This window comes from Phaeobacter sp. JH20_08 (genome assembly GCF_048056635.1).
In the GTDB taxonomy this organism is placed as follows: domain Bacteria; phylum Pseudomonadota; class Alphaproteobacteria; order Rhodobacterales; family Rhodobacteraceae; genus Phaeobacter; species Phaeobacter bryozoorum.
The window spans coordinates 1-16,390 of record NZ_JAYMVV010000012.1 but is presented as its reverse complement, the minus strand read 5'-3'; the positions used below and the strand labels follow the sequence as shown (position 1 = coordinate 16,390).

The window sequence follows — 16,390 nt, the reverse complement described above, 5'->3', positions numbered from 1 at the left end:
GATCAGATCTTCCAGCCGGAGTGCAGCGCAGCGATTCCCAACGACAGGTTGCGGTATTTGGCATTGGCAAAACCAGCCGCGCGCACCATCGACAGAAAGGTCTCCTGATCGGGGAAGTTGCGGATCGATTCGACCAGATACTGGTAGCTGTCATAATCGTTCGCGATCATCTGCCCCATGCGGGGAATCACGTTGAAGGAATAGAGGTCATAGGCCTTTTGCATGGCCGGGTTCGGCAGCTGGCTGAACTCCAGCACCATCAGGCGCCCTCCCGGCTTCAAGACACGGTAGGCTTCATTCAGGGCTTCCTGAGGGCGGGTGACGTTCCGAATGCCAAAGGAGATGGTGTAGACATCAAAGCTATTGTCCTTGAACGGCAGCGCCATGGCATCGCCGGTGACCCAATCCAGGCTATCGGCCATCTGCGCGGCTTCAGCGCGTTTGCGTCCCTCTTCCAGCATCGGGGCTGTCAGATCGAGCACCGTAGAGTGGCCATAGCCTGCGCGCTTCAGAAACCGGAAGGAAATGTCACCGGTCCCGCCGGCAACATCCAGCAGTCGCTGGCCGGGGCGCGGCGACAGCCAGTCCATCATCGCATCTTTCCAGATACGATGAATTCCCATGCTCATGACATCGTTCATAACGTCATATTTTGAGGCGACCGAGTTGAACACGCCCTGCACGCGCCCTGCCTTCTCCGACTCGGGCACGGTTTCGAACCCGAAATGGGTGGTATCTTCAGATCTCTGGGTCATGCGGCTTGCCGTTTGTTGTGTGTCGCCCCAGTTATAGGGCGCTGGAAGGGCGGTACAATGTGGCCCTTCGGCCCCATGTTGGTGCAATGTGTCAGGAGGGATGTAATGCCAGAATTGCCCGAGGTCGAGACGGTGCGCCGCGGATTGTCCCCCGCGATGGAGGGCGCGGTGATCGAAAAGGCCACTGTAAATCGTCCGGATCTGCGCTGGCCCTTCCCGGAGCGTATGGCGGAACGGCTGACAGGCCGCCGCGTCAATGCGCTTCGGCGGCGATCAAAATACATCCTGGCCGACCTCGACAGTGGCGAGACATTGCTGGTGCATCTGGGCATGTCGGGCCGCATGACGGTATCTGGGGATCCCTTGGGACAGTTTGTTCATGATCATCCGCAGGCGCAGAAACATGATCATGTGGTTTTCGATATGGATAATGGGGCGCGCATCACCTTTAACGATCCGCGCCGGTTTGGCGCCATGGACCTGCTGGATACGGCCACGGCGGATGAGCACAAGCTGCTGGCAGTTCTGGGACCGGAACCGCTGGGCAATGCCTTTCACGAGGATCATCTGATTTCTGCCTTCAGGGGGCGCAATACGCCGGTGAAATCGGCGCTGCTGGATCAGGGAATCATCGCGGGTCTCGGCAATATCTATGTCTGCGAGGCGCTTTTCCGCGCGGGAATATCGCCGCGGCGCAAGGCCGGGCAGATCGCCGCGCAGCGGGTTGCCACCCTGGTCCCGATCATCAAGGAGGTCCTGGCAGACGCCATCAAAGCGGGCGGATCATCGCTCAAGGATTTCCGACAAGCTGATGGAGAACTTGGATATTTTCAGCACAGCTTTGATGTATACGGCCGCGAGGGAGAGCCCTGCCGACGCGCCGGATGTGACGGGAGCATTGCGCGGCTCGTCCAGTCCGGGCGATCATCCTTCTACTGCGGCAAATGCCAAAGATAGCTTGATCGCGAGGTGTCGCGTGATAATGACTCTTCCCTGAACGGAACAATCGAAAGCGAATACCATGGCCTATGAGACGATCAACGTCGAAGTGCAGGACCACGTTTGCCAAATTAAACTGAACCGGCCCGAAGCGTTGAACGCGCTCAACTCCGAGCTTTTGAGTGAACTTTGCACCGCCCTGGAAGAGGCCGATGCCAGCGACAAGGTGCGCTGCATTATCCTGACCGGGTCGGAAAAGGCCTTTGCCGCGGGCGCCGATATCAAGGAGATGTCGGAACAGAGCTTTACCGAGGTTTTCTCGAACAATCTGTTTGCCGATGTGAACGACCGTATCAGCGCGATCCGCAAGCCGATCATCGCAGCTGTGGCCGGCTACGCACTGGGCGGCGGCTGTGAGCTGGCCATGCTCTGCGATTTCATCATTGCGGCAGATACTGCCAAATTCGGTCAGCCCGAGATCAATCTGGGCGTGATCGCCGGCATTGGTGGCACCCAGCGCCTGACTCGTTTTGTGGGCAAATCCAAATCCATGGATATGAACCTGACCGGTCGTTTCATGACCGCCGAGGAGGCAGAGCGCGCCGGGCTTGTCTCTCGCGTGGTGCCCGCCAAGAAACTGCTGGATGAGGCGACGGCCGCTGCCCACAAGATTGCGGAGAAATCCCTGCTGACGGCGATGGCCGTGAAAGAAGCGGTGAACCGCAGCTACGAGCTGCCGCTGAACGAAGGCCTGCTGTTCGAACGTCGTGTGTTCCACTCGATGTTTGCCACCGAAGATCAGAAAGAGGGCATGGCTGCCTTTCTTGAAAAACGCGAAGCCCAGTTCCGCGACAAGTGACCGACAGCATCGAATGAATGAAAACGGCAGGCCCTGGGCCTGCCTTTTTCTTGCTTAACCTTATGCAGAATGACTGCGCGTGTCCGTGCAGATGCGGATATTCCGACAGCCACTCACCAGCGCGGACGAGGTGGCTTGCATTCCGTCGGTTTTGACGCTACTACCCGCCGCCATACATGCGCGTGCAGCCCGCTTGGCTAGAATCACACCGGTGGATCGGAACCGGGTTCGGCTGGCATTGCGCCTATTGAAAACACGAAACCAAAGTTAGGTCCTACACCATGGCAAATTCGCCTCAGGCAAAAAAGCGCGCCCGTCAGAACGAGAAACGCTTTGCTGTCAACAAAGCCCGTCGTTCGCGCATCCGTACCTTCCTTCGCAAAGCTGAAGAAGCTATCGCATCCGGCGACAAAGAGGCAGCCGCCGCAGCCGTGCGCGCAGCTCAGCCCGAGCTGATGCGTGGCGTGACCAAAGGCGTCTACCACAAGAACACAGCAGCGCGGAAAATCTCCCGCCTGACAGCGCGCGTCAAAGCGCTGGGCTAATCGGGTCTTTCGTAGGCGCCTGCTGATTCCATCGCACCCGCGTTCAGCTGCCCCTCGACAAGCCGGAAAAAACACAAAGGCGTCGCGTTCAGCGGCGCCTTTTGCATTTTGGTCACAGCTGGTGCGGTGGTTGCGGGCGCAGGGGATTCTTTGTCCCCAATCCCTGAGTCAACATCATAGTTTCGTTGCTGCCACCCCTCCCGAATTGCTACCACTGTTACAGCGATTCACTCGCTGGGGGGACAGGCTGCTCGCGGTATCCTTGATGGGACTCAAGGAGGCTGATTGTGCTGGTACACAGGTATTTCGATACACCGTGCACCGCGCTCCTGCTGTGTTTCTGGATCTATCCAGACGGCGGGCCTGTTCCAATTGTGTATGTATTTGGTTCGACCATTCGACCGCTGCAAAGCGACTTGCCGGTTGATTTAGACGCGATCCTGAACTTTGCCTTCTGCAAGGCAGTGCTGCCCAAACTATGGGTCAGTACACACATCCGTTGTGCGTGAACGTCGTCTGGGATTGGGCCAGACTGGGGATGAAACAAGAGGCCAAATAAGGGCCGATGCTATTGGGACGCGTGAGGCGCAGAATGACGGAAGATAACTGGGGACGGTTGAGACAGCGTTTGTTGAAAACCGTGGGGCAAAACAACTTTACAACTTGGATCGAACCTCTGGAGTTTACCCGTGTTGATAATGGCGTTGCCATCTTCAACGTGCCGACGAACTTCATGGGCAACTACGTCAGCCAGAACTTTGCTGACCTGATTCTGCATGAGCTGAATATGTCGGGTGAACCGGTCCAGCGCCTGGCTTTCAAGGTTGCGGCCAATACGACGGCGCGACCGGCTGCCACTGCGACCAAGGGCGCTGCCGATGATCTGCCGCTGGACCTGGATGACGAGGCGCTGACCGAACTGCCGCGCGCCCGTGCTGCCACAGGTTACGCTGCCAAGGATCAGGGCGACACGCTGCAGGCTGCGCCTTTGGATCCGCGCTTTACCTTCGACAGCTTTGTCGTCGGCAAGCCGAACGAGCTGGCCCATGCCGCCGCTCGCCGCGTCGCCGATGGCGGTCCTGTTACGTTCAACCCGCTGGTGCTTTATGGTGGTGTTGGTCTGGGTAAAACGCACCTGATGCACGCGATTGCATGGGAACTGACAGCGCGAAATCCAGAGTTGAATGTGCTCTATCTGTCGGCAGAACAGTTCATGTATCGTTTCGTGCAGGCCCTGCGCGAACGCAAGATGATGGACTTTAAACATCTGTTCCGCTCGGTGGACGTGCTGATGGTCGATGACGTCCAGTTCATCGCCGGCAAGGACAGCACGCAGGAAGAATTCTTCCACACGTTCAACGCGCTGGTTGACCAGAACAAGCAAATCATCATTTCCGCCGACCGCGCCCCGGGTGAGATCAAGGATCTTGAGGATCGTGTCCGGTCGCGTCTGCAATGTGGTCTGGTCGTTGACCTGCATCCGACCGACTATGAGCTGCGTCTGGGCATTCTGCAGTCAAAAGTGGCGCAGCAGATGCAGACCTATCCGGATCTGCGCATCGCGGACGGCGTGCTGGAGTTCCTGGCGCATCGTATCTCGACCAATGTGCGTGTTCTCGAAGGTGCGCTGACACGTCTCTTCGCCTTTGCCTCCCTAGTCGGTCGCGAGATCGACATGGAGCTCACCCAGGATTGTCTGGCCGATGTTCTGCGCGCCTCCGAGCGCAAAATCACGGTCGAAGAGATCCAGCGCAAGGTCTCCGAGTATTACAACATCCGCATGTCCGATATCATCGGCCCCAAGCGTCTGCGTTCCTATGCGCGCCCGCGTCAGGTGGCGATGTATCTGTGCAAGCAGCTGACCAGTCGCAGCCTGCCGGAAATCGGTCGGCGCTTTGGTGGTCGCGATCACACCACGGTCATGCACGGTGTGCGCCGCATCGAAGAGCTGAAGACAATCGACGGCCAGATCGCCGAAGATGTCGAAATGCTGCGCCGCTCTCTGGAGGCGTAAGGCACTCCTGTTGTTCTGGCAGATCGCGCGTTGATCATCGCCCCAGGCGGTAAACCCAATAGTCCCACAATGACCCCGGCCCGTCCGGGGTCTTTTGCCCTCCGGGTCAGGACAGCTGGGCGCGCGCGGCGGCGGGTGAAACCGGCAAACCATGCCAGAGCGCCACGTTTATCGGGGATAAATCGAGCCCGGGGTCATCCGCCCTTGACGCTGCGGGCAATCCCTTGGACAAATCCATAAAAAGCCTTGTGCCGAAGGGGTAAAGCGTTACGTTGCTTCTCCCGGCCAGACGTTAGAGGACTTAGGGACATGAAGATCAGCATCGAACGCGGCACCCTGTTGAAAGCTGTGGCTCAGGCCCAGTCTGTGGTTGAGCGTCGCAATACCATTCCGATCCTGGCAAATGTGCTGATTGAAGCGGAAGGGGACATCGTTCAGTTCCGTGCGACCGATCTGGATATCGAGGTGGTCGACAAGGCCCCGGCCCAGGTCGAGCGGGCAGGCGCCACCACCGTGGCCGCCACCACGCTGCATGAAATCGTGCGCAAACTACCGGATGGCGCTCTGGTCACACTCACAGCCGATGCCGCAAGCGGCCGTCTCACGGTTGAGGCAGGCCGATCAAATTTCTCGCTGGCGACGCTGCCGCGTGAAGATTTCCCGGTCATGGCTTCTTCGGAATATCATTCCAATTTCACGGCCAACGCCGCAGTGTTGCGTCGGCTGTTCGACAAGTCGAAATTCGCCATCTCCACCGAGGAAACCCGCTATTATCTGAACGGCGTCTATATGCATGTGGCGGATGGGGTTGAAGGCGGCAAGGCGCTGCGCTGCGTGGCTACCGATGGCCACCGCCTGGCGCGTATCGACGCCAATCTGCCGATGGGGGCAGAGGATATGCCCGGCGTGATCGTACCGCGCAAGACGGTGGGCGAGCTGCGCAAGCTGCTGGATGACGACGAAATGGATATCGCGGTTTCGGTGTCCGAGACCAAGGTCCGGTTTGCCACGCCCAGCATTACCCTGACATCAAAGGTGATCGACGGAACTTTCCCCGATTACACACGCGTCATTCCGGCAGGCAATACGCGCCGTCTGGAAGTGGACGCGGCGGAATTTGCCCGCGCTGTTGACCGGGTTGCCACGGTTTCCTCCGAGCGGTCGCGTGCGGTGAAGCTGCAACTGGATGAGGATCGGCTGATCCTGTCCGTCAATGCACCGGACAGCGGCGCTGCCGAGGAAGAACTGGCCGTGGCCTATCGCGATGAACGGCTGGAAATCGGGTTCAACGCCAAATACCTGCTGGAGATCGCCAATCAGGTTGATCGTGAAAATGCGGTGTTCATGTTCAACTCCTCCGGCGATCCGACCCTGATGCGCGAAGGCAGCGACGAAAGCGCCGTTTATGTCGTGATGCCGATGCGTGTTTGACGTGGCCGATGGCACGGCCTGCTCTCCTGGCGGCTGAGCCGCCCGCCGCAACGGGCGATTTGAGTATTTTTGGAAAGATGACATCGGATCCCGCCCCATGCTGGCGCTGACTGAGCTGACACTGTCGCACTTCCGCTCGCATCTGCGGGCGGATTTGCATTTGGACGGGCGCCCGGTTGCCATCCATGGTGCCAATGGTGCCGGTAAGACCAATATTCTTGAGGCTGTCTCGCTGTTTTCGCCGGGGCGGGGCCTGCGGCGGGCCAGTGCCGCCGATATGGCGCGGCGGCCGGAGGAGCTGGGATGGAAGCTGAAAGGGCAGCTGACCGTTGCGCGCCGGAGCTATGAGGTCGAGACCTGGTCCGAGGGCGGGAAGGCGCGACAGGTCAAGATCGACAACAAATCTGCCAGCCAGATTGACCTCGGCCAGATCTGCCGGGTGGTCTGGCTGATTCCTGCGATGGACCGGTTGTGGATCGAGGCCGCCGAAGGGCGCCGCCGGTTTCTGGACCGGATCGTGCTCAGCTTTGATCCCGGCCACGCCGAGGCGACGCTGCTCTATGAAAAGGCGATGCGTGAACGCAACCGCCTGCTGAAGGAACAGATCCGCGACCCCGCCTGGTACCGGGTTCTGGAAACACAGATGGCTGAGAGCGGGCATCGCATACATGCAGCGCGCACCGCGGCGGTCGATCGGCTACGTATGGCGCAACAGGCTGCAGAGACGGCTTTTCCTGCGGCGGAACTGGAGTTGATACAGTCCGACGGCGGTTTGCCGGACAATGCGTCGGATCTGCGCGAGGCGCTTGAGGAAGGGCGGTTCCGTGATCTGGCAGCGGGGCGGACCTTGCTCGGACCTCATCGCACCGATCTGCTGGGCACCTATGAGGCGAAGGCGCTGCCCGCGCGCGAATGTTCGACGGGCGAGCAGAAGGCGTTGCTGGTATCGCTGATCCTCGCCAACGCACGCGCGCTCATTGCGGAAGGCGGCGCGCCTCCTATTCTGCTGCTGGATGAGGTTTCGGCGCATCTGGATGTGGGACGCCGCGCAGCGCTCTATCAGGAAATCGTCCTGCTCGGGGCGCAGGCCTGGATGACTGGCACCGGCCCTGAATTGTTTGAAGAATTTGAGGGGAAGGCGCAGATGCTTGCCGTAGAGGAGGGCGCCATGGGCTCCGAGGTGGTGGCGGGATGAGCATCTCTGTCTGGGATCTGATGCTTTATGCGGGTGGGCTATTCGTTCTGTTCCTGACGCCGGGTCCGGTTTGGCTGGCAGTGATTGCACGGGCCATGTCGGGCGGGTTCCAGGCGGTCTGGCCGCTGGCCCTAGGCGTGGCCTGCGGCGATATTCTGTGGCCGCTGGTTGCGGTGGCGGGCGTGTCGTGGATTGTGTCTGAGATTGCCGGGCTGATGGAGCTGCTGCGCTGGGTCGCAAGCGCGATGTTTCTGGTTATGGGGGGTATGTTGTTGCGACATGCAGATGCCCGGATCGAAAGCGACAGCGCCCTGACCCGTCCGGGGCTCTGGGCCGGATTTATCGCCGGCATCGCCGTCATTCTGGGCAACCCAAAGGCGATCCTGTTCTACATGGGTGTCCTGCCGGGGTTCTTTGACCTGCGCGCTGTGACATGGCTCGATATCCTTGCCATTGTGGTGCTGTCGTTCCTGGTGCCATTGGTGGGGAATCTATGTGTGGCCGCTCTGGTGCACCGGGTGCGCTGGCACATCACATCCCCGCCGACGTTGCGCCGGATCAATATCGTGTCGGGCTGCCTGCTGATCGGTGTCGGCTGTCTTATTCCCTTTGTCTGATCAGTTCCGCCCTGCGTTGCTCACTGCTGTGGGGCCAGCCAGGGTGTGAGATACAGCAGCAGATCCTCGCGGAAGCTGCTGGGCGTATCATGCGCTGCACAGAATGACAGGGCGAGCACATGGTTGAGGAACGCCTGCATCCCCTCGGCCAGGACATTTGCGGGCTGATCCTGGCGCAGGGCGCCGCTGGCTTGCAGCTCTGCCACCCATCCCGACCACAAAGAGATCTGGCGGAAGAAACTCTGGGTGATCACCGCATCGGTTTCGGTGCCGGTGGTGCCTGAGTAGCGCAGCAGCAGATCGAAAATCACCCGATCCTGCGCCACGAACTGAACCACCGGCAACAGACGATCAATCAGCGCGTCTAGAGTGTCGGGGGTAGGGAGGGCTTCGGTTTCGTCGAGCACGGCCATTATGCGCGGGCCGATCAATGCGGCGAGCAGACCGTTCTTGTCGCCGAAATGCGAAAACAGCGTGCCCTTTGCAACGCCGGCCTCAGCCACGACATCCTCGACCCTCAGCCCGCTGTAGCCAGCGGTGAGGATCTGCGCGTCGGCGACCTCCAACAGGCGGGCGCGGGTTTCCAATCGACGTTGCTGCGGAGGGCGGGACATGGCGACCTTTCATAGAATTTGACCGTGGTCATTTTATATATTGACCACGGTCAGTTTTTGAATAAATTGACCTTAGTCAGTTTTAGGATTCAGAGGTTCTCATGTCCACGCGAAAAATCATCATCCTCAATGGCCACCCAGCGCCCAGCTCACTGTCGCAATCGCTCTGCCAAGCCTATCAGGCCGCAGCTGAGGGAGAGGGGCACGCGGTCCGGTATCACGAAGTGTCCGCGATGCGCTTCGACATGGACTATGGCCAGGCGGGGTATCAGAATGTGAAACCTCTGGAGCCGGATCTGGCAGCATTTCTGACCGATCTCGAATGGGCCGATCACGTTGTGATGGCGACCCCGATGTGGTGGGGGGCCGTTCCGGCAAAGCTGAAGGGCGTTTTTGACCGGGCGCTATTGCCGGGGCGGGCCTTTGACACGCGAAACGTCAACTTCATGGGCGTACCTGCACCGATGTTGACCGGCAAAACCGCGCGGGTGCTGCTCACTTCGGATACGCCCGCTCTATGGCTGCGGCTGATCTACGGCAATGCCATCAAGCGGATTATCAGCAGTCAGATCCTTGGGTTTGTGGGCATCAAGCCGACCCGGTTCTCTTCCTTTGCCCCGGCCACGGACGCCTCTGAAGGGACCGTAAATTCCTGGCTGAGCAAGGTTGCGTCCCTGGGCGCCAGAGCGGCTTGATTCAACCAAGAAAAAAAGGGGCTTGCGCGTGACATTCCCGGCCAGACTTCGTATAAAATCCTGAAGCAAAGACAGGAAGATGTGAATGTCCGGAAACGAGCAGGCCCCCGCAGAATATGGCGCGGATTCCATCAAGGTTCTCAAAGGGTTGGAGGCGGTTCGCAAACGTCCCGGCATGTATATCGGGGACACCGATGATGGCTCTGGGTTGCACCATATGGTGTATGAGGTCGTCGACAACGGCATCGATGAAGCCCTGGCCGGTCACGCGGACCGGGTGGTTGTGAAAATTCACGCCGATTCCAGTGTTTCGGTGCACGACAACGGGCGCGGTATCCCGGTCGATATTCATGCCGAGGAAGGCGTCTCAGCCGCTGAAGTCATCATGACGCAGCTACATGCCGGTGGTAAGTTTGACAGCAACTCCTACAAGGTGTCTGGCGGCTTGCACGGTGTGGGCGTGTCTGTGGTGAATGCGCTCTCCGATTGGTTGGAACTGCGTATCTGGCGTAACGGCAAGGAACATGTCGCCCGGTTTGAGCGGGGCGATACCGCGGAACATCTTAAGGTGGTCGGCGACTGCGGGGATCAGACCGGGACCGAGGTCCGTTTTCTGGCCTCGACAGATACCTTCTCCAACCTGGAATACTCCTTTGAAACGCTGGAAAAGCGCCTGCGCGAACTGGCCTTCCTGAACTCTGGTGTGCGGATCGTCCTGATTGACGAGCGTCCGGCCGAACGGCTGGAAGTGGAGCTGTTCTATGAGGGGGGCGTCAAGGAATTCGTCAAATATCTCGATCGGTCAAAATCCCCTGTTATGGAGGCGCCGATCTATATCACCGGTGACCGGGATGATATCGGGGTCGAGGTCGCCATGTGGTGGAACGACAGCTACCACGAAACCGTGCTGCCGTTTACCAACAACATTCCACAGCGCGATGGCGGAACCCATGTTGCGGGTTTCCGTGGCGCCTTGACCCGGACCATCAACAACTATGCGCAGTCGTCCGGCATCGCCAAGAAGGAAAAGGTCTCCTTTACCGGCGATGATGCCCGCGAAGGGCTGACCTGCGTCTTGTCGGTCAAGGTGCCGGATCCGAAATTCTCCAGCCAGACCAAGGACAAGCTGGTCTCCTCAGAAGTGCGGCCCGTGGTTGAAAGCCTCGTCAATGAGAAGCTTGCCGAATGGTTCGAAGAAAACCCAAATCAGGCCAAGCAGATCGTCGGCAAGATCATCGAAGCCGCCCTCGCGCGGGAGGCTGCCCGAAAGGCCCGTGAACTGACCCGCCGCAAGACTGCGATGGATGTCAATTATCTGGCAGGCAAGCTCAAGGACTGCTCAGAGAAAGATCCCGCCAAAAGCGAAGTCTTCCTGGTCGAGGGTGACTCGGCCGGCGGTTCCGCCCAGACCGGCCGGGACCGGATGACACAGGCAATTCTGCCCCTCCGCGGCAAGATTCTGAACGTCGAACGCGCACGGTTTGACCGGATGCTGGGCAGTCAGGAAATCGGCAACCTCGTTATGGCGCTTGGTACCGGCATTGGGCGCGATGAATTCAACATCGAGAAACTGCGTTACCACAAGATCGTCATCATGACGGATGCTGACGTTGACGGCGCCCACATTCGCACGCTGCTGCTCACCTTCTTCTATCGTCAGATGCCCGAGCTGATCGAGGGCGGGTATCTCTATATCGCCCAACCGCCGCTCTATAAGGTGTCGCGCGGCAAATCCGAGGTCTATCTCAAGGATCAGGCTGCGCTGGATGAATATCTGATCAATCAGGGTGTCGACGGCGCGGTTCTGAAACTGGGCAGCGGCGAGGAGCTGGTGGGTCAGGATCTGGCCCGTGTGGTTGATGAGGCGCGCCAGCTGAAGCGCGTTCTGGATGCCTTCCCGACGCATTATCCGCGCCATATCCTTGAGCAGGCGGCAGTCGCCGGTGCCTTTGTACCCGGCGCCGTTGATGCCGATCTTCAGGGAGTCGCCGACAAGGTTGCGCAGCGTCTTGACCTGATTGCGCTGGAATATGAACGCGGCTGGCGTGGTCGTATCACTCAGGATAACGGTATTCGCCTGTCGCGTATCCTGCGCGGCGTCGAAGAGCTCAGGACACTGGACGGTCCGATGCTGCGCTCTGGTGAGGCACGGAAAACAGGGAGCTTTACCAACAGCCTGCAAGAGATCTACGGCTCAACTGCCACGCTTGTGCGGCGTGACCGCAGCCAGGCCATCCACGGCCCGCTCGGTCTGCTGAAGGCGATCCTCGATGAGGGTGAAAAAGGTCTGGCGCTACAGCGTTACAAAGGCTTGGGAGAAATGAACCCGGATCAGCTGTGGGAAACCACGCTGGACCCCGACGCGCGCACCCTGTTGCAGGTGCGGGTTGAGGATATGGTCGAAGCGGATGATCTCTTTACCAAGCTGATGGGCGACGTCGTGGAACCTCGCCGCGAATTTATCCAGAAAAACGCGCTCAGCGTGGAAAACCTGGATTTCTGATCGCATGTAGAGATCCGATAGCGCGGCGGGTTTACCCTCGACGCGCGTTCCATTCTTCGGACTTTGATGCCCCGCAGGTCACTGCGGGGCATCTTCCTGTTGACAGGCTGGATGCTCCGGCCGCGCGGTTCAGCGCCGACAGGAGTGCCCTTTGCGCCCTCAGGTCCACCCTGACCGAGGAGTCATTGTTGCGGATATTGAGTGCAGGCAGTTCGCACCTAGCCATTCAGGTTTGCTTTCGACAGGCGCAAGCCGCAGGGACGTTCATCTTATGATTGCATATCTGAGAGGCTGCGATCATCGCAACACCTCCGCGCCGACGCCTTTCCTGCGGTCAGAGGTCTGCCTATCGCTCGGGGCAGCATGTAGCGGAAGCGATGCGCTTTACTCTCTATATGGGCGGGTTCATCGCAAGTTCTGTGGAAGTTTACCATTCTACCGCAGAATGTTGACGCAGAATCGCTCGAAGGTTAAGAATCGGTTAACAAAACGCGGCTGGACCGCGATTTTCGGAGCAGCCGGGGGTAGTTTGAGCCGATGTTGAGCTTAAAGAAAGACAGTGTAACAAGTTCCGAGGCCGCAGAGGCCGGTGATCGGTCTGCCCGCACGGTCAGGATTGATGGTGTGATTACCTCTAGCAACAGTGCGCTTCGCTCGCCCCAGACGGGAAAAACCCGCAACACGGCAAATATTGCCGCAGTGTCTTCGGTCGCCACGGGTCAGGCCCGATCAGGCGGTGCTGCCAGCTCGACCGCCAAACCGGGCACGCACGGAAACCATGCGGCAAAGCCAAAGGTAAGAGGGCTTGGCACCGGGATGTCCCCGATTGCGAAACTTGGCGCCGCTGCGGCTGTTCTGGCGCTTTTTGCCGTTGGCCTGGCCGTGTTGCAGTTTGGATCTGATGACGTGGCAGAGCCTGCGGCTGCCAAGCCGCGTGTCGCCCAGCTGCTGACACCGCAGGCATTGGCCGGGCTTGATCCCACCGCGACATCTGCCGAACGTGCCGCCGCCGAAGAGCTGCTGACAGCAGCTGTTGAAACGGCGGCCCCCCTCAGCGCCGAGGATGCGTTGGTTGCGCAGATGACTGCCGGGACATTGGCGGCGCTGCGCCGTGGCAGCCAGACCGCCGCTGCCGCACAACCGGCGGCCCCGGCTCCCGCCGCATCACAGGCGCACACGGCCCTTTATAGTATGGTACTGCGTGCCGTTGGGCAGGGCCAATCGCCCGCCTATATCGACCAGATGGTGAATGATGCCTATCGCAGCCAGTCGATCACGGTCCCCGCAGCTTTGATAGGGGCCGATGGGCGCGTTGACACGGCAACCATCCTGGCGCTGTTCGTCGGCCAGTAATACCGGCGCAAGGCGCCCGCGATTCCCGGTTTTCTGCATTGGCCGCAACGGATGCTTTGCAGAGATGCCTGCTTTCCACAAATCACGAGACAAAGAGGCGGCGCCCATCAGTGGCGCGGGACGCCCAGTTAAACCCAAGAGGGACAAGATGAGAAAACACCTGATCGCGGCGCTGTGTTGCGTCGCAGGCCTGCTGGCCAAACCCGTGGCGGCGGAAACCTGCGGCGGCACATATAAGGTGCGCCCCGGCGATAGCCTGTCGCTGATTGCCGACCGGCTTTACAAGGATGTGGGCATGTGGAGCGCAATCCATAGCCGCAATATCGACGCCATCGGCCCGCGCCCAGACGCGATCCGCGTCGGGATGGAATTGACCATGGCCTGCCTGAACGGGCTGCCCACCGGATTGCCCGGCGGCAAAGCGGTGGCGGATGCACAGCCCGTCGTCGCGGCGCCGGTCAGGGTGAAGCCCGGTACCGCCGCCGTGCGCAGCAAGATCAACCTGCTGACCGGCGACGACTATGCGCCTTTTACCTCCAAGACGGCACATAACGGCGGGTTGATCACCGAGGTGGTGAATGCAGCGATGACCGATGCGGCACCTGCGCAGGGGTTTGCGATCCACTGGGTGGATGACTGGGCGTCCCATTTCGACCCACTGCTGTCGAACGCGCTGCTGGACCTCGGCTTTCCCTGGTACCGCCCGGATTGCGATACCATGCCGGAGAGCTATCGCTGCGTGAACTTCCTGTTCTCGGACCCGATGTTCGAAACACTGATGCTGCTGTTCGTGGATAAGTCACGCCCCTTCACCTTTGAGAGTGACGCCGATATCGAGGGCAAGACCCTGTGCCGCCCGGCTGGTTATCTGACCTTCGATCTGGATGGCTATGGTCGCCGCTGGATGGAAGACAAGAAAATCACTCTGAAGCAGCCGCATAAGGTGGCCGACTGCTTCGAGATGGTCGCCCGGGGAGAGGCCGACGCCGTCGCGATCAACGAATTCACCGGGCGCAGCGTGATGAAGGAAAACGACCTGCTGGACCAGTTCGATGTGCTGCCGCTGCCCCTGTCCGTGCTGGGGATCCATGTGGTGGTTCACAAAACCCACCCGCAAGCTGACGATATGCTGTCGATGATCAACACAGGCCTGCGCAATATTCGCGGCAATGGTCAGTATCAGGCCATCATCGAAGACCACATGGCCAGGATCTGGGCCGGCTTCTGAGGGAGGGCGCCATGCTGAGACATCTTTCAACACTGGCGGTCGCATTGGTGATGGCCACAGGGCTTGCGCCCGGCGCGGCCCATGCCATCTGCAACGTCGATTACCGGGTTCAGCCCGGCGATACGCTCTTCTCGATTGCCGAAACCCACTATAATGACCGCAGCCGCTGGACGCTGATTTATTACAGCAACCAGCATGTGCTCGCAGGACCCAGCGTCATCCCGGGCAAGACCCTGCATATCCCTTGCGCGCAGCAGGCCTCGGAACCCGATGCCACACCTCTGCGTAAGGATGATGCCGAAATGAAGCTTCTGACCGGTGGCGGTTTTGCGCCTTTCACCGATCAGGCGCTGCCCGGACAGGGCATGGTCACCGAACTGGTGAACGCGGCGCTGGAGCTGACCCCGGCACCGGTCTCCTATTCCATCACCTGGGAGCAGGACTGGTCAAAGCATCTGTTCCCGATGCTGGATGAAAAGCAGTTCGACATGGGTTTTCCCTGGCTGAAACCGGATTGTTCGGCGACGCCTGACGACAAGCGGTGTGTGAACTTTCATTTTTCGGAACCGCTGATGACCATTCCGATCATGGTCTTTGTGCGGGCGGATGCACCCTTTGCCTTCGACAGCGACGCCGACATGCTTGGCAAGAGGCTCTGCCGCCCCGAGGGCTACTACACTCATGATCTGGAACGCAGCGACCGCAAGTGGTTGAGCGGCGGTCAGGTCACTCTTGTGCAGGCGGCTGATCCTGGCGCCTGTTTCCGCAAACTGATGGCGCGCGAGGTGGATGCCGTCTCGCTGAACCTGTTCCTCGGGGCCAATACGCTGATTGCCGAAGGGCTGCGCGATCAGGTGATCCCGCTGGAGCGTCCACTGTCAGAAGAAGGGCTGCATGTGGTGATCTCGAAACGCCATTGGCGTGGCACCTCCCATCTGTACCGCATCAATGCGGGGCTGAAGGCGCTCAAGGCGGATGGCCGCTTCCAAGAAATCGTTTCACGTCATCTCGAGCTGTTCTGGGCTCAACTGCAATAATCGGCGGATGCTGTCGGCGGGTTATGCCTGCCGCCTCGCAGAGGCCTCCCGCCCGAATTGGAAAGAGCTCCCAATTCCGTTGGGCCAAGCGCCGCGTCCCCTGCCGGGGGCGCGGCGTGCGCATATTGAGGGGACAGCATATTGCGCTGTCCGTGTTCCGCTCGACTGCAAGGACTGTGCCTTTCGACCCGGCTGCGTGGCTCACACATCTGACACATATAGTAGACACATATGACGAACGGGCTGCGGCAGGCACCGATAGGCAGGGGGATGTCTATCCAGGTGGCTCGATATGTCCGACCCTCATCTGCGCGGCGGACTTACCCCGCGCGGCCATGTACCCTCATCGAGCGGCGCATCACCCCTTACTTCTGGATTTTGCCTCGGGTCCTCCTGAAACCGTCTGAGTTTGACGGTGTTAGGTGTGATTCACGGGTTTTGGGTGTTCTGGGGTGTGGATATGTTTGGTGAGTCTGTGGGTAAGTGGCTTATGGGGGTTTCTGTGGGTGTGGTCTGGCGGTTTTCTGCGGGATTTCGGGTCAGGTCTGCTGACTTTGTTTCCATGTAAATCATTGTAAATGTTGAGTTTCGTGTTTTTCTTAGCG

At 59.6% G+C, this 16,390-nt stretch carries 14 protein-coding genes; 12 read left to right on the top strand and 2 right to left on the bottom strand.

What is annotated here, in order from left to right; genetic code table 11:
• Window positions 1-2 precede the first annotated feature (2 nt).
• A complete protein-coding gene (gene ubiE, locus VWY75_RS13365) occupies window positions 3-755 on the bottom strand; it encodes a bifunctional demethylmenaquinone methyltransferase/2-methoxy-6-polyprenyl-1,4-benzoquinol methylase UbiE (RefSeq protein ID WP_340547229.1) in 753 nt (250 codons plus the stop codon).
• A gap of 105 nt (window positions 756-860) precedes the next feature.
• Between ubiE and mutM the strand changes: the two genes are divergently transcribed.
• From mutM to VWY75_RS13330, 7 genes are all read left to right on the top strand, one after another.
• On the top strand, window positions 861-1,712 hold the full coding sequence (gene mutM / locus VWY75_RS13360; RefSeq protein ID WP_340547230.1) for a bifunctional DNA-formamidopyrimidine glycosylase/DNA-(apurinic or apyrimidinic site) lyase: 852 nt from the start codon (window positions 861-863) through the stop codon (window positions 1,710-1,712).
• Between the two features lie 64 nt (window positions 1,713-1,776).
• Window positions 1,777-2,553, top strand: a complete 777-nt coding sequence (locus VWY75_RS13355; protein ID WP_340547231.1) for an enoyl-CoA hydratase — start codon at window positions 1,777-1,779, stop codon at window positions 2,551-2,553.
• 281 nt (window positions 2,554-2,834) lie between these two features.
• Window positions 2,835-3,098, top strand: a complete 264-nt coding sequence (gene rpsT / locus VWY75_RS13350) for a 30S ribosomal protein S20 (RefSeq protein WP_340547232.1) — start codon at window positions 2,835-2,837, stop codon at window positions 3,096-3,098.
• 592 nt (window positions 3,099-3,690) lie between these two features.
• On the top strand, window positions 3,691-5,112 hold the full coding sequence (gene dnaA, locus VWY75_RS13345; RefSeq protein ID WP_340547233.1) for a chromosomal replication initiator protein DnaA: 1,422 nt from the start codon (window positions 3,691-3,693) through the stop codon (window positions 5,110-5,112).
• Window positions 5,113-5,421: 309 nt separating this feature from the next.
• Window positions 5,422-6,543, top strand: a complete 1,122-nt coding sequence (gene dnaN, locus VWY75_RS13340; RefSeq protein WP_340547234.1) for a DNA polymerase III subunit beta — start codon at window positions 5,422-5,424, stop codon at window positions 6,541-6,543.
• 97 nt (window positions 6,544-6,640) lie between these two features.
• A complete protein-coding gene (recF, locus tag VWY75_RS13335; protein ID WP_416538126.1) occupies window positions 6,641-7,738 on the top strand; it encodes a DNA replication/repair protein RecF in 1,098 nt (365 codons plus the stop codon).
• On the top strand, window positions 7,735-8,355 hold the full coding sequence (locus VWY75_RS13330) for a LysE family translocator (RefSeq protein WP_340547236.1): 621 nt from the start codon (window positions 7,735-7,737) through the stop codon (window positions 8,353-8,355). Before recF ends, VWY75_RS13330 begins: the two co-directional genes overlap by 4 nt.
• A gap of 20 nt (window positions 8,356-8,375) precedes the next feature.
• On the opposite strand, the gene VWY75_RS13325 is transcribed toward VWY75_RS13330, so the two are convergent.
• On the bottom strand, window positions 8,376-8,969 hold the full coding sequence (locus VWY75_RS13325) for a TetR/AcrR family transcriptional regulator (protein WP_340547237.1): 594 nt from the start codon (window positions 8,967-8,969) through the stop codon (window positions 8,376-8,378).
• Between the two features lie 101 nt (window positions 8,970-9,070).
• Here VWY75_RS13325 and VWY75_RS13320 point away from each other — a divergent pair, with 101 nt between their 5' ends.
• From VWY75_RS13320 to VWY75_RS13300, 5 genes are all read left to right on the top strand, one after another.
• A complete protein-coding gene (locus VWY75_RS13320) occupies window positions 9,071-9,664 on the top strand; it encodes an NAD(P)H-dependent oxidoreductase (RefSeq protein WP_416538127.1) in 594 nt (197 codons plus the stop codon).
• A gap of 85 nt (window positions 9,665-9,749) precedes the next feature.
• Complete coding sequence (gyrB, locus tag VWY75_RS13315; protein ID WP_340547239.1) at window positions 9,750-12,167, top strand: DNA topoisomerase (ATP-hydrolyzing) subunit B; 2,418 nt, start codon at window positions 9,750-9,752, stop codon at window positions 12,165-12,167.
• A 624-nt stretch (window positions 12,168-12,791) separates the two neighbouring features.
• Entirely contained in the window at window positions 12,792-13,520 is a 729-nt protein-coding gene (locus tag VWY75_RS13310; protein ID WP_416541643.1) for a hypothetical protein, read from the top strand.
• 148 nt (window positions 13,521-13,668) lie between these two features.
• A complete protein-coding gene (locus VWY75_RS13305; RefSeq protein WP_340547241.1) occupies window positions 13,669-14,748 on the top strand; it encodes a transporter substrate-binding domain-containing protein in 1,080 nt (359 codons plus the stop codon).
• Window positions 14,749-14,759: 11 nt separating this feature from the next.
• Complete coding sequence (locus VWY75_RS13300; RefSeq protein ID WP_416538129.1) at window positions 14,760-15,785, top strand: transporter substrate-binding domain-containing protein; 1,026 nt, start codon at window positions 14,760-14,762, stop codon at window positions 15,783-15,785.
• Window positions 15,786-16,390: the final 605 nt, after the last annotated feature.

What these genes read in the sequence shown, in the direction of transcription:
- VWY75_RS13325 (WP_340547237.1), bottom strand. Translation starts at nt 8,969, where the DNA reads ATGTCCCGCCCTCCGCAGCAACGTCGATTGGAAACCCGCGCCCGCCTG.
- gyrB (WP_340547239.1), top strand. Translation starts at nt 9,750, where the DNA reads ATGTCCGGAAACGAGCAGGCCCCCGCAGAATATGGCGCGGATTCCATC.
- ubiE (WP_340547229.1), bottom strand. Translation starts at nt 755, where the DNA reads ATGACCCAGAGATCTGAAGATACCACCCATTTCGGGTTCGAAACCGTG.
- VWY75_RS13355 (WP_340547231.1), top strand. Translation starts at nt 1,777, where the DNA reads ATGGCCTATGAGACGATCAACGTCGAAGTGCAGGACCACGTTTGCCAA.
- VWY75_RS13300 (WP_416538129.1), top strand. Translation starts at nt 14,760, where the DNA reads ATGCTGAGACATCTTTCAACACTGGCGGTCGCATTGGTGATGGCCACA.
- recF (WP_416538126.1), top strand. Translation starts at nt 6,641, where the DNA reads ATGCTGGCGCTGACTGAGCTGACACTGTCGCACTTCCGCTCGCATCTG.
- rpsT (WP_340547232.1), top strand. Translation starts at nt 2,835, where the DNA reads ATGGCAAATTCGCCTCAGGCAAAAAAGCGCGCCCGTCAGAACGAGAAA.
- mutM (WP_340547230.1), top strand. Translation starts at nt 861, where the DNA reads ATGCCAGAATTGCCCGAGGTCGAGACGGTGCGCCGCGGATTGTCCCCC.
- dnaA (WP_340547233.1), top strand. Translation starts at nt 3,691, where the DNA reads ATGACGGAAGATAACTGGGGACGGTTGAGACAGCGTTTGTTGAAAACC.
- VWY75_RS13305 (WP_340547241.1), top strand. Translation starts at nt 13,669, where the DNA reads ATGAGAAAACACCTGATCGCGGCGCTGTGTTGCGTCGCAGGCCTGCTG.
- VWY75_RS13320 (WP_416538127.1), top strand. Translation starts at nt 9,071, where the DNA reads ATGTCCACGCGAAAAATCATCATCCTCAATGGCCACCCAGCGCCCAGC.
- dnaN (WP_340547234.1), top strand. Translation starts at nt 5,422, where the DNA reads ATGAAGATCAGCATCGAACGCGGCACCCTGTTGAAAGCTGTGGCTCAG.
- VWY75_RS13330 (WP_340547236.1), top strand. Translation starts at nt 7,735, where the DNA reads ATGAGCATCTCTGTCTGGGATCTGATGCTTTATGCGGGTGGGCTATTC.